At 38.0% G+C, this 26,987-nt stretch carries 21 protein-coding genes; all 21 read right to left on the minus strand.

Going from position 1 to position 26,987, the window contains the following annotated elements; genetic code table 11:
- Position 1: 1 nt before the first annotated feature.
- A complete protein-coding gene (locus CHSO_RS16965) occupies positions 2-1,378 on the minus strand; it encodes a glycoside hydrolase family 43 protein (protein ID WP_045498504.1) in 1,377 nt (458 codons plus the stop codon).
- Between the two features lie 38 nt (positions 1,379-1,416).
- Positions 1,417-2,289, minus strand: a complete 873-nt coding sequence (locus CHSO_RS16970; protein ID WP_045498508.1) for an alpha/beta hydrolase — start codon at positions 2,287-2,289, stop codon at positions 1,417-1,419.
- A 338-nt stretch (positions 2,290-2,627) separates the two neighbouring features.
- On the minus strand, positions 2,628-4,241 hold the full coding sequence (locus CHSO_RS16975) for a glycoside hydrolase 43 family protein (RefSeq protein ID WP_045498510.1): 1,614 nt from the start codon (positions 4,239-4,241) through the stop codon (positions 2,628-2,630).
- 145 nt (positions 4,242-4,386) lie between these two features.
- Entirely contained in the window at positions 4,387-6,105 is a 1,719-nt protein-coding gene (locus CHSO_RS16980; RefSeq protein ID WP_144428952.1) for a glycoside hydrolase family 43 protein, read from the minus strand.
- A 172-nt stretch (positions 6,106-6,277) separates the two neighbouring features.
- Complete coding sequence (locus CHSO_RS16985) at positions 6,278-7,552, minus strand: MFS transporter (protein WP_045498512.1); 1,275 nt, start codon at positions 7,550-7,552, stop codon at positions 6,278-6,280.
- Positions 7,553-8,188, minus strand: coding sequence for a bifunctional 4-hydroxy-2-oxoglutarate aldolase/2-dehydro-3-deoxy-phosphogluconate aldolase (locus CHSO_RS16990; protein ID WP_045498522.1), 636 nt, complete (start codon positions 8,186-8,188; stop codon positions 7,553-7,555).
- Positions 8,185-9,183: a PfkB family carbohydrate kinase gene (locus CHSO_RS16995; protein ID WP_045502794.1), complete on the minus strand. Its 999-nt coding sequence runs from the start codon at positions 9,181-9,183 to the stop codon at positions 8,185-8,187. The genes CHSO_RS16990 and CHSO_RS16995 overlap by 4 nt, the downstream gene beginning before the upstream one ends.
- A 4-nt stretch (positions 9,184-9,187) precedes the next feature.
- Positions 9,188-10,606, minus strand: a complete 1,419-nt coding sequence (gene uxaC, locus CHSO_RS17000) for a glucuronate isomerase (RefSeq protein ID WP_045498525.1) — start codon at positions 10,604-10,606, stop codon at positions 9,188-9,190.
- 296 nt (positions 10,607-10,902) lie between these two features.
- On the minus strand, positions 10,903-11,718 hold the full coding sequence (locus CHSO_RS17005) for an SDR family oxidoreductase (RefSeq protein ID WP_045498528.1): 816 nt from the start codon (positions 11,716-11,718) through the stop codon (positions 10,903-10,905).
- Between the two features lie 32 nt (positions 11,719-11,750).
- The gene (gene uxuA, locus CHSO_RS17010) at positions 11,751-12,926 is read right to left on the minus strand and encodes a mannonate dehydratase (RefSeq protein ID WP_045498531.1); all 1,176 of its coding nucleotides are present in this window, start codon (positions 12,924-12,926) and stop codon (positions 11,751-11,753) included.
- 79 nt (positions 12,927-13,005) lie between these two features.
- Positions 13,006-14,970, minus strand: a complete 1,965-nt coding sequence (locus tag CHSO_RS17015; RefSeq protein WP_045498535.1) for a RagB/SusD family nutrient uptake outer membrane protein — start codon at positions 14,968-14,970, stop codon at positions 13,006-13,008.
- A 13-nt stretch (positions 14,971-14,983) separates the two neighbouring features.
- A complete protein-coding gene (locus CHSO_RS17020) occupies positions 14,984-17,863 on the minus strand; it encodes a SusC/RagA family TonB-linked outer membrane protein (RefSeq protein WP_045498539.1) in 2,880 nt (959 codons plus the stop codon).
- A gap of 92 nt (positions 17,864-17,955) precedes the next feature.
- Positions 17,956-19,284 (minus strand): xylose isomerase, encoded by a 1,329-nt coding sequence (gene xylA / locus CHSO_RS17025; protein ID WP_045498543.1) that lies wholly within the window; start codon positions 19,282-19,284, stop codon positions 17,956-17,958.
- Between the two features lie 107 nt (positions 19,285-19,391).
- Positions 19,392-20,876: a xylulokinase gene (locus CHSO_RS17030; protein WP_045498546.1), complete on the minus strand. Its 1,485-nt coding sequence runs from the start codon at positions 20,874-20,876 to the stop codon at positions 19,392-19,394.
- A gap of 16 nt (positions 20,877-20,892) precedes the next feature.
- On the minus strand, positions 20,893-21,618 hold the full coding sequence (locus CHSO_RS17035) for an NUDIX hydrolase (RefSeq protein WP_045498550.1): 726 nt from the start codon (positions 21,616-21,618) through the stop codon (positions 20,893-20,895).
- Between the two features lie 1,023 nt (positions 21,619-22,641).
- Complete coding sequence (locus tag CHSO_RS17040; RefSeq protein ID WP_045498553.1) at positions 22,642-23,787, minus strand: NADH-dependent flavin oxidoreductase; 1,146 nt, start codon at positions 23,785-23,787, stop codon at positions 22,642-22,644.
- A 27-nt stretch (positions 23,788-23,814) separates the two neighbouring features.
- Positions 23,815-24,558, minus strand: a complete 744-nt coding sequence (locus CHSO_RS17045) for an SDR family oxidoreductase (protein WP_045498555.1) — start codon at positions 24,556-24,558, stop codon at positions 23,815-23,817.
- 30 nt (positions 24,559-24,588) lie between these two features.
- The gene (locus tag CHSO_RS17050) at positions 24,589-24,867 is read right to left on the minus strand and encodes a putative quinol monooxygenase (RefSeq protein WP_045498558.1); all 279 of its coding nucleotides are present in this window, start codon (positions 24,865-24,867) and stop codon (positions 24,589-24,591) included.
- 15 nt (positions 24,868-24,882) lie between these two features.
- A complete protein-coding gene (locus tag CHSO_RS17055; protein WP_045502797.1) occupies positions 24,883-25,953 on the minus strand; it encodes an NADH:flavin oxidoreductase/NADH oxidase in 1,071 nt (356 codons plus the stop codon).
- An 80-nt stretch (positions 25,954-26,033) separates the two neighbouring features.
- A complete protein-coding gene (locus CHSO_RS17060; protein ID WP_045498560.1) occupies positions 26,034-26,420 on the minus strand; it encodes a nuclear transport factor 2 family protein in 387 nt (128 codons plus the stop codon).
- Positions 26,420-26,980, minus strand: a complete 561-nt coding sequence (locus CHSO_RS17065; protein WP_045498562.1) for a nuclear transport factor 2 family protein — start codon at positions 26,978-26,980, stop codon at positions 26,420-26,422. The genes CHSO_RS17060 and CHSO_RS17065 overlap by 1 nt, the downstream gene beginning before the upstream one ends.
- Between the last annotated feature and the right edge of the window lie 7 nt (positions 26,981-26,987).

Raw genomic sequence — 26,987 nt, forward strand, 5'->3', positions numbered from 1 at the left:
ATTAATTATTTTCAAGAAAGGTCCAGTAATCGAAATACATAATATCTGTTGAGGCTTTGCCATTGAATATAAAGTACAGATCATGAATGCCGGTAATCTTTTCAGTCATCTGAACTTTTACCGTTTCCCAGCGGTCATCCCCACCCGTCATCGGAACCTTTACCGTTGCGGCAACCGGTCCGTTCACAGCATCCAGATGAATAGTCATTGTGACGTCACTGTTATGGGTAGTTCCTACCCTTGCAGAGAAAGCACTGGCTCCTTTTTTTCGGAAATCCACATTCTTTACACTGGTATAAGCCCCATTTTTCTTTGCTTTGATGAAAACACCAGCCTCTTTATTCTGATAAGATTTTACATTTTCTGACCATGCAATCATTTCTGCCTGATTGAACGAATAAGGATTAACGGTTGCAATAGCTTTTGCAATTCCGTTAGTCATTTTAAACGGTGAAATGGAGCCGTCTTTATTGAATGTAAGCTCTTCCAGACTTACTGATCTTGTAAAACCGCTTCCGCCCGGCAATGCACCATTGTGATAAAAGAAATAGGTTTTCCCCCGGAAATCAATAACACCGGGATGATTGGTGAATGACTTCCCTTCAGTAGGCATTACAATTCCTCCATATTTCCAGGGTCCCTGTGCTGTTTTACCTGTAGAATATCCTATGAATTCAGGAAGCGGGCCTCCCGGCCAGAAAAGATAATACAGGTTTTTCCTTTTGTACAGCCACGGGCCTTCCTCGTATTTTGTCGGTCTTTCCGGATTGGGTTTCCCATCTCTTTTTCCAAATGATTCTTCTGTCATCGGAACTTCTACAATATTTCCGGAATAGGAGATCATATCTTCATTCAGTTTTACGTATTTCAATTTAGGATTTCCCCAATACATATGACTCTGTCCGTCATCATCCACAAAAACTGTGGGATCAATATCCCCCCATTCACTCTGAACCAGAGGTTTTCCCAGCGGATCATGAAAAGGCCCAAACGGACTGTCGCCTACAGCAACCCCTATAGCGCCTTTGTTATTGGTTTTGGACCACATCGGAACGTATAAAAAAAACTTTCCGTTTCTTTCTACACATTGTGCGGCCCATGCATCGCGTTTCGCCCAGTCGAAATCTTTATACGAGAGAATTGTCCCGTGGTCTGTCCAGTTCACCATATCATTCGTAGAATATACTTTCCAGTCATTCATAGTGAACCATGTAGAATCATCTTCATCGTGAGTAGTATACACATATAGCCTGTCGTTATAAACCATTGGAGCAGGATCCGCAGTATAACTGGTCTGTACGATAGGGTTTTGGGCAAATCCCATCTGAGAAAACCCTATCATTGCAATTAAACTGACATATATTTTATTGATATTCATAGAATGGGAAATTTGGATTTAAAGCTTCTAACCTAGTCCTATTCTGACTTCAGAATAAGATTAACATCTTCTTGATTTACAGGTTTGAAAAGCAGTTGTGAAAACAGATACAGATCATTTTTCCAGACTTTAAAATCGTGACCGCCCGGCTCTACATAAAAAATATGAGGAATCTTATTTTCTGTAAGATAATCGCTTGTTCTTTTGCTGAAAGGCATCAGCCTGTCCTGATCTCCACATGAAATCCAGAGAAGCTTTAATTCTTTAGCTTTGGATGGATCCGGAAGAAGCAGCTGAGGCTCCTTGGTATTCGGAGCTGCGGAAAAAGCACCTACCCAGGCAAACCTGTCGATATTTCCCAGCCCGAAATTCAGGGTCTGCCCGCCGCCCATGGAAAGTCCGGCAATGGCTCTGTTATTTCTGTCTTTTTTAACCGGATATTTTTTTTCAATAAATGGAATCAGATCATTCAGCAGGTCTTTCTCAAAGGTTGCAAAAGCCGCTACTTTATCTTTTGCCATGATATCTCCTGTTGCTCTGTCATCTTTCATTGCCCTTCCATTAGGCAGTACAACAATCATTGGAGTAAGCTTTCCTTTGGCATACAGATTATCTAAAATAATATGGGGATTTCCGTTTCTGAACCATTCTTTTTCATCTCCGCCAATACCATGAAGCAGATATAAAACAGGATATTGAGTGCCTTTTTTGTATCCGGGAGGAGTATACACCAATGCTTTTCGCGTAGTACCAACCGTTACTGAAGAATATTGTATGGTATCAATTTTTCCGTGTGGAATTTCTTTTTTCTCTATATCAAAATCCTGTGGTCCTTTTTTCTCAAAATCCTGCGCAGAAATAAAAATTCCTGACAGCATGAAACCTAATGCTAATACAACTGATTTATTCATGATTTTTTATTTGTATTTTTAACACTTATTATCTCAGATAAAAAAATAATAGCAAAGCTGTTTATAGTTTTATATTAATTATTTTTAGGCACAAAAGTTTTAAACACCTAAGTTTTTTCAGAGCCAAACCTTATGCGTAATAAGTACACCTAAGTTTTGTGAAAGTCTTTGATTTTCATCTTATGTGAACTTTTCTATACAATCATTTTAAACTTACTTAGGTGAACTCAAGTGTTTTAAAATAAAGCTTTTGTGACTTTTGCGGTTTAATAAAGTTTAAACATCTGAATACTTATTTTATTTATCTGTTTACAGCAGACTTTTCCCTGCTAATTTTGTTATTTTTCATTCTCGGCTTTATTGACTCTGAAAAAATCAACATCTACGAAACCTCCGGTATTTTTAGTGGCATAATTAAAAACTGCGAATTTTGATCCCATAAAAAATCTACGGTAGTCAAAGATCATTTTGTAGTTTTTTGCCAATTCCGTCCAGTTCTTCTGATCAGTACTGTAATAAAAGTCTGCAAGATCTTTCCCGAGATTAAAATCAGCATCGATACGGAGGAAAATCTTATCAGAATTAAGAGGAATCCGTTTTTTTTCTTCTTTTTTAACCCCAGTAATCGCTTTTGTTTTATTGTCCAGACTCACTTCGTTGGTTGAAAAAACAATGAATTTTTCTTCACCTTCCTTCACTACTGACAAAATCCCGGAATCCCCGTTGAAGGCACTGAAACCCGCTACATCTCCATCTTTCATTCCTTTAAGGTCCATTGCGACAACTGCTGAAGAAGTCGGGCCTTCCATTCTCTGGGTTAAAGTATTGGGTGCTGCGTACAGATTGTCCGTCACTCTGCTGGTTTTCAGTCTCAGAAAACCTTTTCTTTCGGATAAAGACCACGCTTCATTCACAGGATTATGATTCCATTGCCACTGGATTTTCATTGTTTTATCAGAGAATTCATCGCTTTCCACCAGATGATTTTTTGCTTTGAACGGCGGAAGCGGAACTTCTCCCTTCAATGGAACTTTTCCGTTATCTCCCAAGACCGGCCAATCGTTTTCCCATTGTACGGGCAACAGCAGCGGAACGCGTCCCACACCGTTTCTGTCCTGGAAAATAAGAGAATACCAGTTTCCGTTTTTATCATCTATCAAAGCGCCCTGACCTGCATAGGAAAATCCTAAAAAATTATCTTCCAGAATTACTTTTTTCTCATAAGGACCTGCCACTTTATCTGCCCTGTAGACTACCTGACGGCGTTTTCCGTTTCTGGGCCATGAAATCATCATCATATAGTATTTTCCGTTTCTTTTGATGATCTGATTGCCTTCCAGAAGTCCGGTTTCCGAAGCATCTTTCTGAAACACTTCAGTTCCGTCCGGATTTCCTATGACCTCTTTAAAGTCAGAACTCAGTTCAAAAACTTTGTTGGAAGTGAAAACATATACTTTATCATCATCATCAAAAAACAGAGAAGCATCATGAAAATGCCGTGTTCTGGTGATGAGCTTCCAGTTTCCTTTTTCAGGATTATCTGTCACATAGAAATAAGATTTGAAAGGTTCATCATTCGGAGAAAATAAAACATAATATTTTCCTTTATGGTAGCGGATTGAAGAAGCCCATTGACCTCTCCCGTAAACCGTTCCATTCCATAAATTATATTTTGAATTATCATTTAAAGTATCAAAAACATAACCTGACATTTCCCAATGTACAAGATCTCTGGAATGCATTACCGGTGCTCCCGGCATCAGATGCATTGTGGTACTGATCAGGTAAAAATCGTTTCCGTTTCGGGTAATGGATAAGTCCGGCGCATCTGCCCATATGATAGGATTAGTAAACGCTGTACTCTGTTTTCCGGAAGGATTTACCTGGGCTGAGAGAAGATTCAGCCCGATAAACCCCAATAAAGAAACTATATAAGATTTTTTGATTTTCAAAATGTACTGTGATGTTTGGTTTTACGCTTAGTTTTTCAATTTTAAAATACTTAATTGCTGTCACTAAGTATTTTTTCTCTACTGTCAGTAAAAGACGAGATTCTTCATTTCACTTCGTTCCATTCAGAATAACAGATCTTTCATACTATTGTGGCACAATATCATTGGAAGAGGTACTGTACAGACCAATAAGGCTTCCTGTAAAACCTCCTGCTACATCAGTAGAAAGAATATCTCCTGAAACCGGTCCTCCAAGGTTTTTATAGCTTTTACCATCCAGCGAATAATTAAAACTATGTTCATCTTTATCAGCAACCACCTGCAGTTTAACTGGTTTGGATAATGAAATTTTCTCGCTTGCAATTAACTTGGATTCTCCTTTTTCGGTTCTTTCCAATACAATGTAGAAATCTTTATCCTTTTTGGTGATTCCGAAAACATAATTGAATGTTTCACTTTGATAACAGGTAATTCCTGCCAGTTCTTTTTCTGATTTAGGCTTGAAATCGAGCGTTACTGATGTTTCAAAATCTTCGTGCTGCAATCTGTGGAATAATGCTGAAACCGGAGCCAACGATTTGATATTAGTCTCCATAGGATTCACTTTTATGCCATTTTTCGTGACCGTGATGAAATTCTCACGCGGTCCGCGCATCGCAATCCATCGGAAATCAAGATCTTTATCAGTTAATTTGTCGTTATAGGTAAAGTTTCCATTGGGAAAAAATCCGTTTTGCCCGGTTTGATTCTGAACACCTTGTGGCATTTTCAATTTTGGTTTCATCGGAACCAGTCCATTTTGGAAAACAGGATATTTTCCACTCCAGTCAACCGGAAGGATGAATGTTTCACGGCCTTTGTTAACACGGTTTTTCTCGTTGGGGCGTATCGCCAGAAATACTCCGTAATACTGGCCATCCGGTGTTTCCACAAGATCTGCATGACCGGCCCAGTCTACTTTTTCTTTTCTGTCTTTCGGGAAATAACGTTGTGTCAGAATCGGGTTGTTGCCAGCAGGAACGTAAGGTCCTTTCGGGGAATCAGACATAAAAATAACTTCGCTGTGATTCCCTCCAGTTCCTCCTTCTGCACACATCAGATAATATTTACCATTTTTCTTATAAATATGCGGACCTTCAATCCAGATCGGTTTTTGGGAAAGATCCACCCCGCCGTTGACAATAATCTTATCCGAATCCGGAACTACCTGATCTTTTTCGAGATCGTAGTCCCACATCTTAATAACGCGGTGTCCGTTATACTGCTCGGTATCTTTTGGCGGAGCATCGTTGTGAACAATGTAAGCTTTTCCATCATCATCAAAGAAAATAGCAGGATCAATACCGTCAAAATTCAGTTTCTGAACTTCGCTCCATCCTTTTGACGGATCTTTTGTTTTTACGACCATATTTCCAATACCTCCCGCAAATTGGGTAGTGATCATATAAAAAGTGTCGTTGTGCTTATTGTATTTGATGTCCGGAGCATAAATTCCGTGCGAAACACCTGATTTTTCAACTTTAAGCTGTGAAGGTCTGTCCAGGACATGCCCTACCTGTTTCCAGTTCACCAGATCTTTAGAAGTAAAAATCGGGACGCCCGGGAACATTGAAAATGAGGAGTTCACGAGATAATAATCTTTCCCTTTTCTGGTAATGCTGGGATCGGGATAACAGCCCTGAAGGATCGGTGAGTAGAACTCATCCGGTTTAAGAGGGTTGTCATTATATATTTTATCGTTTCCACGGTAGTTAAAGTCTGAGAAAGTTTGTGCAGAAATAGTAGTCACTGAGAGCAAAGCAGCTGCTGCAATGATATGTTTTTTATTCCTGAAAAAAGCTAAATTCATTATATTCTGTTTCATTGTTATTCTTTTTATAGTTTTTAATGTTTTACAATTTTTGAATATCTGTTATTTATCGTATTCTTTTTTAACGCTGAGTCCGCAAGTTTTTTAACTGCTATCTTCATAAGGTTCGCAAGGGCGTTACACTCAGCAATGGGTATTTATTTTATCATTATGATCGATATATATTTTAAACAGCTTTCTTACGGTTGATGATTTTTATCAACCCCCAGGCTGTAACGTAGGATATTCCAGCTATAAAAAATATGATATTGTAGCCTCCGTTGATGTTTCCTGATTTTTTAAAAGCATCGAGAACGATTCCGATAAAAAGCGGAAAAATAATTCCTGCTGCCGAACCAAGCATACCGCCAAATCCTATCACAGAACTAACATAACTGTTAGGTAAATTATCTCCAACCGTCGTCATAAGATTGGCTCCCCATCCCTGATGCGCCGCTGTGGCAAGGGCAATAATCAGGGTAATCAGCCACATATTATCTACATATTTTGAGAACATGACCGGAACAACCATCAAGGCAAACAGTAACATCGTAAAGCTTCTTGCTTTTCCGATGGCCCAGCCTTTTTTGATCAGAAATGATGAGAGATATCCTCCGCCGATACTTCCGATCGTCGTTCCGCTGTAAATAATAATCAAAGGAATGGAAGGCTTTGTTAAATCCATTTTGAACACATCCGAGAAATACGCCGGCAGCCAGAACATGAAGAAATACCAGATAGGATCAGTTAAGATTTTACCGATAGCAAATGCCCATGTTACTTTATATTTGAATAATTCCGATAAAGGAATTTTGGTTTTCTCTTCTGTTTTTTCAGCCTGATCACTTTTTATATACTGCAGTTCTTCTTTGCTAAGGTTTTTTGTTTTTTCAGGTACGGCATAGAATTTCCACCAAAGGATAATCCACACCATTCCTAAAGCACCAATCCACACAAAAGTCTGTCTCCATCCGTAATGTCCGAGAATGAACGGAACAAGCAGCGGTGCTAAAATGGCTCCTACAGTTGCTCCCGAATTGAAAATTCCTGTTGCCAATGCCCTTTCTTTTTTTGGGAACCATTCAGCCACAGATTTGATGGCGGCAGGGAAATTTCCTGCTTCACTGATTCCCAAGGTACTTCTCGCTATGATAAATCCTACTGTACTTTTGACAAACCCATGTCCTATAGAGGCAAGACTCCATACAATAAGAGAAACGGCATACCCTATTTTGGTTCCCACTCTGTCTATAAATCGTCCCATCGCCATGTAACCGATAGCATAAGTAGTGGTAAAAGCCATGACAATGTAACTGTAATCTTTTTCATCCCAGATGAATTCTTTTTCCAGAACAGGTTTCAGCAAACCCATTACCTGACGGTCAAGATAATTGATCGTAGTGGCAAGAAAAACGAGAGACAGCATCCACCATCTTATATTTCGGTTGTGAGGAGCCTGCATTTAGTTATGATTAAGTTGTTGTAATAAATTCTTTGTTTTCAGAGTCAGTTCTTCTTCATTAAAATCCTTTCCGATGAGCGAGCTGCCCAGTCCTACTGCTATGGCACCACCATTGAGCCATTCCGTGATATCTTTATAATCACCATTGATTCCTCCGGTGGGCATAAAATTCATTCCCGGGAAAACTGGCTGTACCGATTTGATGTAGTTCTTACCTAAAGCATCAGCCGGGAATATTTTAACCAGTATTAACCCATTCTGATACGCAATATTGATATCGGAAGGGGTAAAACAACCTGGAATCAAAAGGATATTTCTTTCAAGTGCATGTTTTACCAATGCTTCACTGATGACAGGTGTAATGATAAAATCTGCTTTTACACCCGCATAATCATCCATTTCCTGTATGTTTTTTACCGTCCCGATTCCTAGCAGAAGTTCGGGAAATTCTGTATGGGAAATGTCTTTCAGCCTGGTAAAATTTTCCAATGCCTGATGGCCGCGGTTGGTATATTCTATCACACGGATTCCTGCTTCATATAAAGCTTTTATGATATTTTTTGAGACTTCAAACGATTCGTTATAGAATAACGGAACTATTTTCTGGTCTTTTATTTTCTGTAGTATTTCACTCATAATTTTTCGATATTAATGCTTTCATCAATGGTATCTCCTTTTACAAAAAGCTTTTTGAACGCAACTTTTGCGGCATCTTCCAGGATCTTCTGTTCAGGATTTCCTTTTAAAATTCCGTGTATTAAAGCAGCCATAAAGGAATCTCCGCTTCCTACCCTTTCTTCAATCTTATCTGAATTGTATTGTTCTGAAACCAAAAGCTGTTCATCAGCAAATAAGGTGGCAAAATAATTAACCTTTTCTCCATTTGTGAAGCGAAACGTATTGGCAATCTTTTCTACATTTGGAAATTGTTTCCGGATTTCCAAGGCTGTTTTTCCTGCCTGTTTCAGGAGGTTTTCATCGTCAAAATTTCCATTAAGCTCATATTCAATGGGAATATTCAGGAACTGCTCAACAGACCAGATATTTCCCATGAGAACGTTCACAAAAGGCATCAGCTCTTTAATTTTGTGAGGATTCTGGTTTTGCCAAAGTAACGCCCTGTAATTCAAGTCGAGAGAAACCGTAATATTTCTTACTCTGGCTTCTTTCATGATATGTAAACATTTCCGGAACGCATGGTCACTTAATGCAGGAGTGATGGTGCTGATATGCAGCCATTTTACTTCTGAAAATATTTCATCATCACTGAAATTTTCAAAATCCGATTGGGTAAAAACAGACGGAAAGCGGTCGTACACCACTGATGCATTCTGCATATCGCCATCGGAAGAAAGATAAAATGTTCCTATTCTTCCTTGAGTTTTTTCTGCAAGCACTTCTATTCCTTTATTTTTAAGCTGAAATTCTAACTGGTTTCCCATAAAATTCTCAGGTAAAGCTGTTAACAATTTCACAGAATTTTCCCACTGGGAAAGTGCTGCCGTTACATTGTATTCGGCTCCCCCCACATAGATTTTCAGAGACAGCTCATTGAACCACTTTCCTTCGGAATCCGGAGCAAAGTGGAGAAGCAGTTCTCCGAAACATAATATCTTAGACGAATTCTGCATGGTATTAAATTTCAAAATAATTTTTTGTATTGTGATAACAGATATCCTGAATGATCTTTCCCACCCATTTTTCATCATCGGGAAGAAGACCTCTCTCCATCTCGCTTCCAAACAGATTGCATAAAAGCCTTCTGAAATAATCATGTCTTGAGAACGACAGCAGACTTCGGGAATCGGTCAACATGCCGATAAAAGTGCTGATTAATCCAATATTGGAAAGCGTATTCATCTGTTTTGTCATTCCATCCAGCTGATCCAGAAACCACCAGGCTGCCCCAAACTGTACCTTGGATTTGATTCCTCCTTCGTTGAAATTTCCGGCAAGAGCTGCCAGAACTTCGTTAAATGCCGGGTTTAAATTGTAGATAATGGTTTTCGTGAGTTTTCCTTCTGTATTCAGTTCATCAAGCAAAATGCTCATTCTCTGTGCGTAGTATGGTTCTCCAATGGCGTCATATCCTGCGTTGGCACCTATTTTTCTGAACATTTCTGAATTGTTGTTCCTTGTTGCCCCTACATGAAACTGTTGTACCCAGCCTTTTTCTGCATACATTTTGCAAAGCTCTTTCAGCATATAGCCGCACAAGGCTTCAGGATCTGAAAATGATGAGAGATTGCCCTTAAGGAATTCAGAAAATTCTTTTTCAAGGCTATGATTCCATTTCGTAGTATCCGGGAAGTATTCAAAGCCATGGTCGGCCACTTTTGCTCCTGCTTCCACAAAATAATTGATTCTGCCCTGAAGTGCACTCAACAAATCAGAAGCTGATGTAATTTGAAATCCACAGACCTTTTCAAACTTTTTGATTCCTGAAAGATATTGTTCAGAATTAATGATATTAATATAGGCATCCGGACGGAAAGCCGGAAGAACAGCCGTTTTAAAGCCACTATCTTTTAAAGCTTTATGATGAACGAGATCATCAGCAGGATCATCAGTGGTACATAAAGCCTCCACCTTAAAATTCTGAAGAATGGATTGTGGCAGAAAACCAGAGGTCTGCAGACTTTCATTCATCTGATGATACACCGTATTTGCATTTTTTGGTGATAAATATTCGCTGATTCCAAAAGGATTTTTTAATTCCAAATGGGTCCAGTGAAATAATGGGTTGCGAAGTGTATAAGGCACGACTTCTGCCCATTTCATAAACTTTTCCTGGTCTGAAGCCTGCCCTGAAATAAACTGTTCATGAACTCCAAAATTTCTCATAGCCCTCCATTTGTAATGGTCTCCATCCAGCCAAATAGCCGTTGGAGAGCGGAAATTCTGATTGGCAGAAATAACGTCCGGTTCAAGGTGATTGTGATAATCGATAACCGGCATATCTTTAGCATAGCCAAAATACAGATTCTCTGCCTTTGCTGATTCCAGCAAAAACGATTCTCCGAAAACTTCTTTATTTTTAATGGAATTACTCATTATTTACTTTTACAATCCTGGATTTTAATTCTAAACTTGTTTAAACTTTATAAAACCACAAAAGTCACAAAAGCTTTATTTTAAAACACTTTAGTTCACATAAGTAAGTTTAAAATGATTCTGCAGAAAGTTCACATAAGATGAAAATCAAAGATTTTCACAAAACTTAAGTGTACTTATTATGCATAAAGCTTAGCTCTAAAAAATTTAAGTGGTTAAACCTTTAACATTAAAAAAACAGGACCTTGCATGAAACCATTAAGGTCCTGTTCATTGGATATGAAGAAATTAGTTTTTTATACTCCGCTGAATGCACTGAAACCTCCATCAACAGGAATCAGTGCTCCTGTAATGAAACTTGCTGCCTCCGAACATAAAAACTGTACAACTCCATTCAGTTCTTCTACTTCTCCAAATCTCTGCATGGGTGTTTTGGCGATTACTTTTTTGCTTCTCTCGGTTAAACTTCCATCCGGGTTCAGGAGAATGGCGCGGTTCTGATCACCAATAAAAAATCCTGGCGCCACTGCATTAACACGTATTTTATCTCCGAATTTCAATGCCAGATCTGATGCAAGCCATTGTGTGAAGTTGGTAATTGCAGATTTAGCTGCAGAATATCCGGCGACTCTTGTAATTGCTGAATAAGCAGCCATAGAAGAAATATTAATAATGTTTCCACTTCCCTGCCCGGCCATTACTTTTCCGAAAACATAGCTTGGATAAACGGTTCCGTTGATATTAAGATCGGTAACGGCATTCCACCCTTTGATATCCATGTCAAAAAATGATTGATCAGGAGATAAGGTCGCTTCCGGAATATTTCCACCGGCGATGTTGAGCAGAATATCAATCCTGCCATATTTTTCTTTTATTTTTTCTGAGGCGGCTTCAAGGCTTTCGATATCCATTACATTGGCTTCTACAGCGAGTGCCTCTCCTCCCAAGTCTGTCAGTTCTTTTACACGGGCATCCAGTGTTTCCTGGTTTCTTCCCAGTGCGATAACTTTAGCCCCGGCATCGATAAAACTTTTAGCAAGACTGCCTCCCAAAACGCCTGAAGCTCCTGTGATAACTACCACTTTGTCTTTAATACTAAACAGATCTTTCATTTTACTTTTTACTATTTTATTACAAACGCAGATTAATTTTTCTGTAGTTCTGACTGTACTGCTGCCATTACCCCTTCAATCTGTCCTAATGCGAGCATTCTTCCTAAAAATGAATAACCGGGGTTATATCCTTTATCAATATCTTCTGTTAAAAGTCTTCCGTGATCAATTCTCATGGGCAGATCATGGTTTTCTTTTTCGAAGACACGGATTACTTCAATAAGCTTTCCTCTTCCTCCCAGATGATGAGCCTCGATGAAATCACCGTTTTCAAAGACATTTGTACTTCTCAGGTGAACGAATTTTGTCCGGTGGGCAAATTTCTGAGCCAGTTTCGGAACATCATTCTGAAGGTTAGCACTTAAAGAACCTGCACAGAAGGTTAATCCGTTGTGAGGATTATCAACGGCATTCAGAAGCCAGTCAATATCTTCTTCATTAGTTACTATTCTTGGCAGGCCGAGTAATGAAAACGGCGGATCATCAGGGTGTACACACATCTGGATATTCCATTTTTCGCAGACAGGCATTATTTTTTCAAGGAAATATTTCATATTCTGACGAAGCTGATGTTTATCTATACCATCATATAATGCCAGTAAACTTTTAAACTTTTCTACGGGATTCAATTCGCCTTCTTTGATATTTCCGTTCACGAATCCCTGTGTTTTTACAATAATTGAGTCTATCAGATCATTGTTATCTTTTTCTGTTAAGGTATTTTTTAATTCTTCTACTTTTTGAAGGATCTCTGAATTATAATCATTTTCTGCTCCTTCTCTTTGAAGGATATGAATTTCGAAGTACGCAAACTTGGCTTTGTCAAAATAAAGTGATGATGAGCCGTCTTCCCATTCGTGAAAGAGATCGGTTCTTGCCCAGTCGAGGACAGGCATAAAGTTGTAGCAAACTGTTGTAATGCCTGCTTTACCCAGATTCTCCAGGCTTATGATATAATTTTCTATTAAAGAGTCACGGTCTTCACCTCCATATTTGATCGCTTCGCTTACAGGAAGACTTTCCACAACAGACCAGCGAAGTCCGTGGCTTTCTATATAGTTTTTATAATCATTGATGGCCTCAAAACTCCAGATTTCTCCGTTTGGGATATCATGCAGTGCGGAAACAATTCCTTCTACTCCGATCTGACAGAGCGTGTTGAGTTTTATTTTGTCTTTTTTTCCAAACCAGCGCCAGGTTTTTTCCATAATTTTTAAATTTTAATTCAGATAAACAAAGCAGGTGTTTGCACACCTACTCTGTTGCTGATATGAATGTAGAATGAAATTAGTTGTATCCGGGATTCTGATATTTTGCTTTATCTGTCGCAGACATTTCAGTCATTGCATCTAACTGTCCTTGAGGAATTGGTCTCAGGTAATGATATGGCTGAATATTTCTTGTAAAATTCTGTGGCGTATGATTTCCATAAGCTGTTCCTCCTATCTGATAAGTTGCGGCATATTCTGCCCACTTTTGAGTTCTTACCAAATCAAACCATCTGTAAAATTCACCATAATATTCTCGTGATCTTTCTGCTAAAATATAATCTATAGTAATAGTAGCAGGCGTTGCTGCAATCATAGCTGCACTATTGTCGGCAATATATGCGGCATTATTTTTATTACTAAATCTCCATTTTCCTGCTCTTGCACGAATTACATTGATCAAATCTCGCGCACTCATAGCACCTGAAGCACCTTTTACAGCCGCTTCTGCGGCAATGAAATAAAACTCGGAAAATTTAGCCACAGGGAATGGCCTTGTTAAAGCAGCATTTGGATAACCTAAACCAGTAACGTCATTTGTCTGATATGTTCCAATTTTCCAAAGTCCCGGATATACAATTCTGCTAATTCCGTTAGGTGAAATTACCCAATCTGCACGTCCAGGCAAAACACCGGCACCTACACTATTTTGGCCACCATCAGAAGGATAAGCAATATTTGATAGCTGAGAATCATCATCCAAGAAGCTTAATATTGCTCCTCCTATCGGGACAGGAAGATTATTGGCATTGTATAGTGTTGTAACAGTTTCCAAGCCTGTTCCTGTTTTCTGCCAGTTTCCTCTGTAAGTAGTTACAAAAGTACCATCATAGCGGGAATCGTTATTTTTATCGGCAAAGGTATTTTTGATAACCCCGATAGGCGGAGCCATACGTACCCAAGGTCTCCCCAGCGATTGCGCCGCTTCTCTTGTGATCGGACTTGCAGGAGTCCATGAAGTAGCCGATTTACTACTTTTGATATTAGTATAATTCCAGGTTTGCATCCAGGTAGCGAAGTTATCCGGAGCCCATCCCGAACCGTATCCTACGGGATCACCTTCGTTATAAAAAATACTAGATGCTGTATGATCTGCGTAAAGCATATGCTCTGAATTGCGGTCTTTAGAGCCTTCATTTACATCATAGTAAGTAGGTTGAAGTGCATAAGATCCTGGATTATTAATACCCTGTAGAGATAAATCATATGCTTTTTGAAAATACCATTGTGCATTATGGCCATCAAGATCCGTTCGTGCAGTATCAGGATATGTCGGGATATTATTAGGATTTTGCAACCACCAACCGTAAGTAAGATATGCTTTAGCTAAAATCAGCCTTGCCACATTTTTTGTAACCCCACCCGTAACTCTAGGGGTTGCAGGAAGATTGTCTATTGCTTTTAATAAATCAGGAAAAATACCTCTTGAATATACCTCAGGAACCGTATTTCTTTTGGACAAAGTTGTAGGTGAAATGTTCAGAACCAGTTCTCCGGAACCTAAATCCAACGGTACACCGCCATACGTCTGTACTAATTGGAAGTAATAAAATGATCTGAAAAAACGAGCTTCAGATACAAGAGATTCAGGAAGATTAAATTTCGGTGCTCTTTCTATAATACCATTAGCTGTATTAATATAAGGAAAAACGGATCCCCAAACCATACTCGTAGGAAAGGTATTAGAGTTTATTGCTCCGGCACCACCTGTCATATCCAGATCTTTAAAATTACCGTCTGCACTCTGAGCCCAAGTCGCCTCATCCGTTCCGTTCTGCGTTGCGCTCATATAATAACCGTTACCATAAAGAAGACGTAAACTTCTGTACAATGCAGTTACGCCAGATGTTACGCCATCTGCAGAATTGAAATAATCAACCGTATATCCTGATCTGGGTTGTTCGTCTAGAATCTCATTACAGCTAGACAATACTAGTGAAGCCACTACAATTCCCAATACAATTTTTTTGTTAATTTTTATCATGATGATGTGTGATTTAGAAAGATAAATTAATTCCCATTATAAAGTTTCTTGTTGCAGGATTATTAGTTCCTATAATCAACTGACGATTTTTGTATCCGCTTACAGCCTGATTTTGATCACCTGTAGAGTTCGGTTCAGGATCCATTCCAGACATTTTATGGTATGGAGAATAAATTATCAGCGGATTTGTAACCGTAAAATAAATTCTTAAGCTGTTAATGTTAAAATCTTTAAGAAAATCCTTACTTAAGTTATACCCTAATGTGATTGTTCTTAATTTCACGTATGACCCGTCAAAAAGACCTAGAGTTGACAGATACTTCGGATTATCACCACTTAACAATCCGCCTGGTTTCGGGAATCTTGCATCTGTATTATCATCCGTATAGTAATCTACATCTACGTTATTTCCTCTACCAGTTAATCTATTCAAGTAACCTGCAGAACCATAAATAGAACTGATCAGAACACCTCCTTTTTGGAATGCGCCTACTGTACTCAATTCAAAGCCTTTGTAAGCAAAACGCATATTGAAACCTCCTTGCCAATCCGGATTGGTATCTATAATTTGTCTATCTTCAGGACCTATAGCTCTCACAGGTGTCCCATCTGCATTATACCCTCCTGTATATAGAACTTTAATCATACCTGGAGCAGCGCCGACCTGAGGTTCAAGAATACTCAAATAAGGATCTCCTTGTTGCCATAAACCTACATACTGATAATCATATAGTGAATTTACATTATGACCCACGAACCATAAATTATTTTCATCTCTTTGTGCACCGGATGCAAGTGATAGAATTTTGTTTTTATTAGCATACCAGTTAACTCCGGCGTCCCAGCTGAAACCATCCGGTTTATCAATAATAACTGCATTAAGGGAAGCTTCCCAGCCTTTGTTTTCAATATCTCCTACATTTTGTAATATTCCTCCCGGAATCCCTGAAGTTGGAGGTAAACTCTTATTTTGAAGTATTCCGGAAGTATGTGTTCTGTAATATTCTACTGTCCCGTTGATTCTATTGTTAAGAAACCCAAAATCCAATCCAGCATTGTGGGTTTTGGAATATTCCCATCCTAAGAAAGGGTTTGGAGCTGTATTAATAGAAACACCTGTAGAATAAGCCCCTCCAAAGTTATATGGATTAACAGTTAAGCTTCCTAAAGTTGTATAAGGTGCAATAGCTTGATTTGACGTTTCTCCCCAACCATATCTTAATTTCAAAAGATTAACGAATTGGAAAGTTTTCATAAAGTTTTCATTAGTAATATTCCACCCCACAGAGATTGCAGGATAGGTATTCCATTTGTGCCCTTCTGCAAGTACAGAAGCACCGTCCCTTCTAAGAGTAGCTGTAATCATATACTTATTGTCATACGTATACATCGCTCGTCCCATATAGGAAACCAATCCTGTTCTGGCATAAGATTGATCTTCAGGCCTTACAGTAATATCAGCTTGCGGAGATTGACCTAGATTATAATATTGAAAAAAATCTGCAGGTACATTTTTAGCACTCATATAACTACTTGTATAAGTATTTTGTTCAGAAGAATATAAGGCAACAGCATTTATCTTATGTTTTCCGAAAGTCTTATCGTAAGTCAATAAGTTCTCTATAGTCCAGTGATAGGTTTGGTTATTACCCTTGCCCGCAGAAGAAATAGAAGCAGGATTTGTATTAAATACTCCTACCCCTGTATAATTTCCACTATTTGAGGTTCTGAAATCCAATCCTACATTTATACGGTATTTCAATCCATCTATTGGTAATTTTACTTCACCATACATGTTATTATAAGATGAGAAAGCTTTTGTTTCATCTACATATTTCTCTCCCAGAGCTTTAAGACTTTCTCTTGTATAAACCCAGGCCTGATCCATATTTGATGACATCGTTAATGTTCTTCTCGGATTACCAAATTCATCATACGGACTGGCCAAAGGTGAATATCCCAAGGTAGGAGCTGAAGCAATACCATTACCCTCTGATTTTACATAATTGGAATTTGTAGTAAAACCAAATTTAAAATTTTTTCCGATCTGCTGATCCAGACCTAATCGAAATCCAAAACGTTCATAACTTTGTAAAGGAACTATCGCGTCTTGCTTCAAGTATGACAAACCAACATTATAATTACCCCCTTCTGTACCTCCGGAAACTCCAACATCATGGTTCGTTATCATTGCAGGCTTATAATACAGTTTTTGCCAGTCCGTATCAACTCCGTTTTTTTCACTGTCTCCATTTTTGATGAGATCATTGGCATCATGTCTCAGCTTAGTCAATTGGGCAGCATTCATCATAGGATACCTGGAAAACAGAGTCTGGCTCCCTGTGAAAGAATTATAAGTAAATCTAGGTTTTAGTCCTTTTGCCCCTCTGTTTGTTGTAACTAAGATAACCCCGTTCGCTCCTCTGGAACCATAAATAGCGGTTGCAGAAGCATCTTTCAGGATATCTACACTCTTGATGTCACTAGAACTTATATCTCCCAAAGATCCCACAAAAGGAATTCCATCCAATACGATAAGCGGATCATTTGCAGAGTCCGATAATGATCTTGTCCCTCTAATTCGTATTTTCATGGTTGCCCCCGGCTTGCTGGACGTTTGATTGATTTCTACCCCGGCGCTTCTGCTTTGTAGAGCCTGTGTTATATTTGCAGTAGGAACTTCTCTAAGGGCTTCACCTTTTACAGTTACAACCGAACCCGTTACAGCTTCTTTTCTCTGCGTTCCATATCCTATTACAACAACTTCATCTATTTTATTTTCTTTAGCTACTGTATCTTTTTTAACCTGTGAATATGCTATGCCGGAAGGCAATAAAGTCATTGCAAAAAATAATGCAGCTCTATTGCTTTTATTGAAATAAAATCGGTTCATAATTATTATTTTAATTAGTTATTGAACAAAAGGCTATTTAATAATTATAGTCTATAAGAATCCTTAGTGTTTATGAGCCTTTTATCTTTTTATTATATATACATATTCACGATGGCCTCAAACAGTTCCTGTTTTCCGCTTTTTGGCTGTGGTTCGCCTATTTCGTGAGCAATTCTCTGAAGATCTTCCAAGGTAAGCGTACCTTCCTCGAATGCTTTTCCACTTCCGTTATCAAAAGAAGCATAACGGTTTGTTTTCAGTTTTTTGTAATCCGAATTTTCAAAAATATCCGCTGCCGCAAGAAGACCTTTAGCGAATACATCCATTCCTGAAATATGAGAAATGAATAAATCTTCAGCATCAATAGAATTTCTTCTGATTTTGGCATCAAAGTTTACGCCTCCGGTTCCCAGACCTCCTGCCGGAAGCAGTACCAACCATGCCTGAACCATATCATAATAATCGATCGGAAACTGATCCGTATCCCAGCCGTTTTGATAATCTCCTCTGTTCGCATCAATACTTCCTAAAAGCCCTGCATCAACAGCAACCTGAAGTTCATGTTCAAATGTATGACCTGCCAATGTAGCATGATTCACTTCGATATTCAGTTTAAAGTCTTTGTCTAGTCCATAGTGTCTCAGGAATCCGATTACGGTTTCAGAGTCATAATCATACTGATGTTTGGTAGGCTCCATTGGTTTAGGTTCAATAAGGAAAGTTCCTTTAAATCCTTGCTGACGGGCATAATCTCTCGACATGGAAAGGAAACGGGCCAGATGATCTTTTTCACGCTTCATATCGGTATTTAAAAGACTCATATATCCTTCTCTTCCACCCCAGAAAACATAGTTTTCACCTCCAAGTGCAATGGTGGCATCTATTGAATTTTTCACCTGGGTTCCTGCGCAGGCTACAACATCAAAATTGGGATTGGTAGAAGCTCCATTCATGTATCTTTCATGCGTGAAAACATTTGCTGTTCCCCATAAAAGTTTAATTCCTGTTTCCTTCTGCTTTTGTTTTGCATACTCCACAATAGTCTGCATATTCTTCTCATAGTCTTTCCAATTATTGGCGGGGTCTACCAAATCGATATCATGGAAACAGTAATAATTGAAGCCCATTTTAGACATGAATTCAAAGCCTGCATCCATCTTATGCATTGCTCTGGTCACAGGATCATTTCCGATATCCCATGGGTGGTGGATAGTAGGTCCTCCGAATGGATCGCTTCCGTTTGCACATAAGGTATGCCACCATGCCATTGCAAATCTGGTCCAGTCTTTCATTGGTTTTCCCATTACGATCTTTTCAGCATCATAATAACGGAATGCCAACGGATTCCTGCTTTCCTTCCCCTCAAACTTAATTTTTTCAATACCTGTAAAAAACTCTTTTGTACCTGTTAAAGTGTTCATATTTATTTGATTATTTTTAATTTGTTTTTTAAATTTTTGCGTAGAGATACCCTCCTCACTGACTCTTAAGAGTCAGTAAGCGGATGAAAAATGCTGTTGTAACTTTTCTAGATTATTTCGTTAAGATGATGTTTCCATCTGGCATAGGCTTCTAAATATTGTTCTTGTTTTTCGTGTTCAGGCTCTATCACCGCTATTTTTTCAAGTGAAGAAAATGCTTCTTTGGAGTCTGAGTAAAACCCTATTCCCATTCCGGCAGCTCTTGCTGCTCCTACCGCTCCATCAGTATCATAAAGTTCAATGACCGCATTGCTGACGCTGGATAACGACTGACGAAAAATTGAACTTAAAAACATGTTGGCATTTCCTGCACGGACAACCTGGATATCCATTCCGATATTTCTCATGATATCCATTCCGTACTCATAAGAGAATACAATACCTTCCTGTGCCGCACGCAGTATATCTCCTTTAGTATGTATGTTGAAATTAATTCCGTGAATAGAACAACTTGTATCTTTATTTTCAAGCACTCTCTCAGCTCCGTTTCCAAAAGGGATAATACTTAATCCTTTTGATCCTATAGGTGAAAGCGAAGCCATATCATTCATATCACCGTAAGAAGAGAGTGAGGTTGCAAAATTATGTTTTAACCAGGAATTTAAAATTCCAGTGCCATTGATACAAAGCAAAACTCCCAGCCTGATCTGTTCTGGTGCGTAATTGACATGGGCAAAGGTATTGACCCTTGATAATTTATCATATTCCAGCTGATCAAGAACTCCATACACCACTCCGGAAGTTCCTGCAGTAGAGGCAATTTCTCCCGGATTAAAAACATTCAGTGAAAGAGCATTGTTGGGCTGATCTCCTGCCCTGTATGAGATGGGCGTTCCTTCTTTTAAACCTAATTCTTCAGCCGCAATTCTGGAAACGGTTGCCTGAATACCAAATGTGGGGACAATTTCCGGGAAAAAACTTTTAGGAATCCCATAGTGGTTAATGATATCTTCCGAGATACAGTTATTCTTAAAATCCCAGAAAATTCCTTCTGATAATCCTTCGATGGTTATTCCTATCTGCCCTGATAGTCTCATCGCAATATAATCTCCAGGAAGCATTATTTTATCTATCTTTTCAAAAATATCAGGTTCATTTTCTTTTACCCATGCGAGCTTTGATGCCGTAAAATTTCCTGGTGAATTCAACAGATGGGAGAGACATTTTTCTTCTCCTATTGTTTTAAAAGCTCTTTCACCATAAGGTACAGCACGGCTGTCACACCAGATAATGGATGGTCTTAGAAGGTTCTGATCTTTATCCACCAGAATCAAACCATGCATCTGCCATGTGATTCCAATTCCTTTAATATCTTCAGCATGTACACCGGATTCATGCATAACAGCTTCATGTGCCAATTTCAGATTGATCCACCAGTCCACCGGATTTTGCTCTGCCCATCCCGGATTTATCGCAGTGATTTTCATTTCTTTTTTGGGAGAAAATTCAGAAGCAATCACTTTTCCACTGGATGCCTCAATGAGACACACTTTCACAGAAGAACTGCCAATGTCATAGCCTAGTAAGTACATAATTTTTAAAAAGGGGTTATTTTATAAGTTTTGTATTGTTTTTCTTGTAAATCTTAGCATCAAATCGGTAATATCTTGCTGCGCGGTGCGATACATCTTTTTGAATTTCGTCCAAAGGAACAATATAGGGGAATGAAGATATTTTTTTATGAAAATTCTTAATATCAATATTTTTTTCATTTAAAGCGCTGTAGAGCTGATAGAGCTGTCTTATGGTAAATCTTTTTGGCAGCAGCTCAAAAATAATGGAAAAATCAGATTCAATCCATTTTCTGATCTCCATCAAAGATTCATTGATGATTTTATTATGGTCAAACGGTAGTACCGGAACCTCATCAATAGGGTACCAGTCTACGGTATCATATTTTGTACTATTGATCTTATGATCTATTTTACAAAGGGAAAGATAGGCCACTGTAATAATCCTGTCTATATGATGTTTATATTCCTGATCCATCCATTTGATATCATGTACATTGCTTGCTCTCATGGGGTCTGCAAAGCATTTAAACTGCTTGAGAACCATTTTTTTTATCCCTGTAAGTTCGTGAAGTACCCTTTGTGCAGCATCATCTACATCTTCATCACTGAAAATCAAACTACCGGGAAGTTTAATCTGTTTTTCCAATGGTACATCATCAACATGGCGTTGTACTAATAATATATTCAACCGGTTTTCATGGTCAAATCCAAAGACAACACAATCTACAGAGACATAGGTATGGATAAAGTTCTGATTCATTAGTTCGTTAACATTTTGGTAACATTACAAATATAAAAATTCATCTGAATAAAAAAAATAAATCCATCATTATCTACTGCTTATCAACATCTTACATATCGAATTTTTATGATATCAATTGTATAAAAAATATGATAAGGTTATCATTAGTTTTACACTTACTTATTTCATAAAACATGAATTAACAATTCATTACAATACAACGATACCCCTAAAAAAATATATTTTTTTTGAATAAATATTATGATAAGAAGAATTAATTTTTTTTCTTTTTGGTTTAAAAAAAATGTAAAAAACACACTTTTTATTATTAAAAAAGAAGTAAATAACTGTTTTCAATTACCATTTTTTATGCTATAACCTCAAATAATTAAGAAACATCCAACTTAAACACCAATATAATATGATAATGTAAACATGAAAAATTCAAAATATACCGTAAGCATTTGCTTAAAAATTTCGCGAATATGCCAACAAAAAAATCCTGCAGCCTTTATTTTTTACAGGATTTCATTTACAGCAAATTCTTATTTTTCATTAGGAAGGAGAAAGCTTCATTCACCGTTTGTTCGGGATTTTTTGGATAAAAGCAAAGTTCGTTTCTGGATTTAGATCTATCAACGTTCTGTTGTAATCCTGAAAACATTACCATCTTTTTGTAGTTAATACCAGAGGTTTTTCACTAATTTTAGCTGAAAATCCCATTAACCCAGACATTACGTATAGTACTAACTTAGGAGCAAGATCTGACTATGGGGACAAAACAATCACCACTAACTACAGACTTAGTATTCCAATGTAGATTATTATTAATTTTTAAAACTAAGCTGCAATAATTATAAACTAAAAGAAATTATTTGATAAAAATGAGTGTTGTAATTGTTGTTTTATTTGGCTTAAACGAACCAAATCATCTATAAAAGTGTTTGAAGATACGCTCGTCTTGGTCACAAACAGCCAAATGGCGCCAACTGAAGACAGTTGGCGCCATTTTTTATTACTTTGAAGGTAGATCAATGTTTTTTAAAGTGTTTTAGACTCCAATGGAACCCAACCTTTTAACGCTTCAAAAATTGTGATCAATTTCGAGGGGATTTTTTTGTCTTCAATCGTATCAAGTTTAAGATTTGAAACAATTTTTTCTTCTTCCCCACTTTCAACCAATTCCACCCAATCCGGATTGATAACCAAAGTTCTACCGATTGCTACCATAGAAATACCATAGTCCAAAACCCGATCAGCCATTGCAGGTGTTGTAATACCTCCGGCAACAAGAACAGGAACTCTGTTGTTTACATAATTGTTGAGTACAACTGATATTGGCTCATCTGAAAATTCTGAATCAATTGGTTTTTGATTTACAGCATCCAATAAAGAAAAATGTAGATAATCGATGTTTTCTTCAATTAACTTATCAATTAAAATGAAAGTATCTTGAAGTCCATAGGTTTGTTGAGGCATTTCTTCAGGTGAAATTCTGTAACCTATAAGAAAAGGACGATCAGCATATTCTGAAACTACTTTTTTCACTTCACGAACAATTTCAAGGCTAAGTCTCAAACGATTTTCAAGAGAACCTCCCCACTTATCATTTCTTCGATTGAAAAAAGGAGATATGAAATTCTGAAGCAAAAACCCATGTGCACCGTGAATTTCTACTCCATTAAAACCAGCTTCTACTGCTCTTCTTGTAGTTTCTGCAAATGCTGTGATGATTTCCAGAATTTCAATTTCGGTTAATTCTTTCGGAAGATTTTCTTTATCAGAAAGCAATATTGGCCCACTTGAAACGGCACTTGCACTTACCACTTCGCCATTGGGAATTAGATCGGGAATTGCTTTATTTCCTGCATGAAATATTTGTAAAATTGCCGGTGCACCACCACTTTTAGCTGCATTGGCCAACTTCTTCAGGCTAGGAAGAAAAGTGTCATCATATCCTGCAAATTCGTGGGTAAAACCAATTCCATTTGCTGTAACGTGGGTACATCCTGTAATCACCAATCCTACCCCTTTAACTCTTTTATGATAGTATTCGACTTCTTCATCGGAAATGGTAAAATCTTCATCCGATGCCCAAGTGGTCATTGGCGACATCACAATTCTGTTTTTTAAACTAACTCCTTTGTCAAATGATAAAGGAGAAAATAGCTTATTATATTTATTCATTACTTAAAAATTCTTTTTTATTAAATATTACCAGTCTTGCAAAGTTGGGCTGATAACAATGTCATTCACGTTAACATTATCAGGTTGATCAAATGCAAATAGGACAGCATTGGCAATATCATCTGGCTCAATAGCCTGCTTGTTCAGCTCTGCAGCGATCTCTGCTCCTTCTTTGTTGGTCACTTTATCTGCCCATCCAGTGTTAATCACTCCCGGACTTATCAGGCTTATCTTGATACCTTTATGAACAGAAACTTCTTTTCTTAAACTTTCGGTAATTGCCCGAACGAAAAACTTAGTTCCGTGGTAGATTCCTGCACCGATGTCGATATTGATTCCCGCCACAGATCCCATATTGAGAACATGACCTGATCTCTGCTCCAACAGTTTGGGAAGCACAGCTGCAATGGCATTTAAATAGCCTTTGATATTGGTGTCAATCATCGAATTCCATTCATCAATCGCAACGTCCTTCCATTGTGAAAACAACATCAAACCTGCATTATTGACCAAATTATCTACTCTTCCAAACTTATCAATAGTAAAATCAACCATCGCTTTCATTTGGCCAATATCTGTTACGTCTGCAACAAATATTTCAGCTTTACCATCTTCTTCTTCAATCTGTTGTTTTACTTTTTCTATTTTATCATCAGCTCTAGAGACCAAAACAATACTGCTTCCTGCTTTAGCTAATTTTAATGCTGTTGCCGCACCAATTCCGGAAGATGCACCGGTAATAATGGTTACAGACTCATTTAATTTTTTCATATTTCTAAATTTTACAAATTCTCCTAAAAATTATTTGGATCGATAAATAATCGGTTGCTCTTGTAATTTATCGAATGATGCAAAAAACTCCTTTGAATATGATTGATCATTATGGAGATCTAAACCATCTACACTTTCCCATTTTTCATTAAGGATAAAAGTATTTTCATCATCAATACTCTGGTGAACATCATATTCGATGCAGGCCTCTTCTTTCTTAGATAATTCCGGGAGACTGTATAAAAGGGTTTTAATTTCTTGCTGATGCTCAGGTTTTGCCTTTACAACAACGGTTAAATAAATACTCATAATTTTTTTTTAATGTTAAAAGGCAAGCTCATAAGGTTTTGGAACAGGAGCTTCAGAACGAAGCTGTTTTGCTGCTTCTAAAGAGAAATATGGATTTCGTAAAAGTTCGCGACCTATGAAAATAAGATCAGCATCTCCATTGGTCAAGATCGTTTCGGCTTGATGTGCGCTGGTTATCATACCGACTGCTCCCACTAATAATTGGTTTTTCAACTCACGTTTAATCGTACTTGCAAATGGTAATTGATAACCTGAGCCTACTGTAATTTTAGCATTCGGAACGGTACCTCCGGAAGAAACATCAACAATGTCAATTCCCTTCCCTGCTAATTTTTTGCTTAACCAAACTGAATCATCAATGTTCCAGCCATCTTCCATCCAGTCGGTAGCCGAAATACGAACAGCAATTGGAAGTTCAGTAGGCCATACTGCTTTTACTTTATCTATGGTTTCAAATAAAAATCTTGCTCTGTTTTCAATACTTCCGCCATAGTGATCGGTTCTTTTGTTTGGAATAGGTGACAGAAATTCATTGATCAGATAACCGTGCGCACTGTGAATTTCGACCATTTCAAAACCAGCCTTTAACGCTCTCGCGGCAGCATCCGCAAAGGCTTGTTGAAGTTCTTCGATATCTTCCAAAGTCATTTCGCGGGGTGTTTGCATTGTTGGAGAAAATGCAATAGCAGAAGGTGCAATCACTTCCCACCCATTTTCTTCATCGGGCATTAACGGGCGGCTCTCACGCCCTGAAGCCCACGTACTTCCTTTTCTACCGGCATGCGCCAATTGAATAGCAGGAACAGATCCGGTACTTTTTATAAATGACGTGATCTTGGTAAGCATTTCAATATGTTCGTCTTTCCAGATTCCCAAATCTCCAACACCAATACGTCCGTCAGCGCTAATAGCTGTTGCTTCCAGCATTACTGCACCTGCGCCTCCCATTGCTCTCGAACCATAATGAACCAAGTGCCAATCACTTGCAAAGCCATCTTCGGCCATGTACATACACATTGGCGAAGTGATGATTCTGTTTTTAAACGTAATTGATTTTACATTCAATGGACTGAATAATTTTGACATTTTATTTTTTTTTGACGCAAAAGTTCCTGCTGGAAGCAATTTGATGCTCCCAGTAAAAACTTTTACAGAATGATTTTTAATTATTTATCGTAGAGATGAAAAAGTTTTGCAACAACTTTCCAATCTCCATCAATTTTGATCAATGAATGGAAATCTGTAAAATTTTCATCGGCAGCATCGTGTTCCATTTCGATACGAACAACTGCTGTAGTGGGTGTTTTGTGTAAAACCGTAAGATTGGTTTTGATATTGGGCGCCGCGCCAAATTTCTCCACATAGGTGTACAGATTATCTATACTTCCTTGCGACAGATCACTTCCTAAATGACCATACATGATCGCATCCTTGTGAAAGGTCTTTTTTAATTCTGCTACGTTTCCTGTTTTTAATCCGTGAACATAGCCTTCCATTGCCGCTAAGACATCTTCATAATCCTGAACGGTGTTGATATTTTTATTTGCTGACATTATTTTATGGTTTGATAAATTTTACTGATAATTTTCCAATCGTTACCGTCTTTTACCAGTGTAAACATATCGGCATATTTGTTGGCTCCAAACTGAGATTCGATTCTCACGATTGCTACATCTCCCTCTGCATCTAAAGTTGTCAGTTGGTAATTTGCTTCCATTGGCTCTGCTACGGAAAATCCGTCAAAAAGCACCTGTATTGGTATACTTTTCAATGCTCCGCCTTCAGACCATGACATAGTTGCAGTCGATGCGAATGCCGGTTTAGCAATATTGCCGTCGCCTTTTCTTCCTGCTTCAACATATAAATCTATTGGTTTAAGGATAGCTTCTTTTTGCTCTTGATTGTTTTGCATAACTTCTGTTTTATTGTTTTGATTGTTTTTATCTTGACATGAAATTAATAATCCGCCAACGGTAAAGACTGAGATAATTGCTACAGTTGGCACTGAAGAAAATATTTTTTTCGAAATTTTTCCAATGTTTTGCCTTAACCAATCAGGATTAGAATTTACGGAACTCGAAATAATGTTTTTACGGTTTTGAATGTTTTTCATAAATCGC

The organism is Chryseobacterium sp. StRB126, from assembly GCF_000829375.1.
Classification (GTDB): domain Bacteria; phylum Bacteroidota; class Bacteroidia; order Flavobacteriales; family Weeksellaceae; genus Chryseobacterium.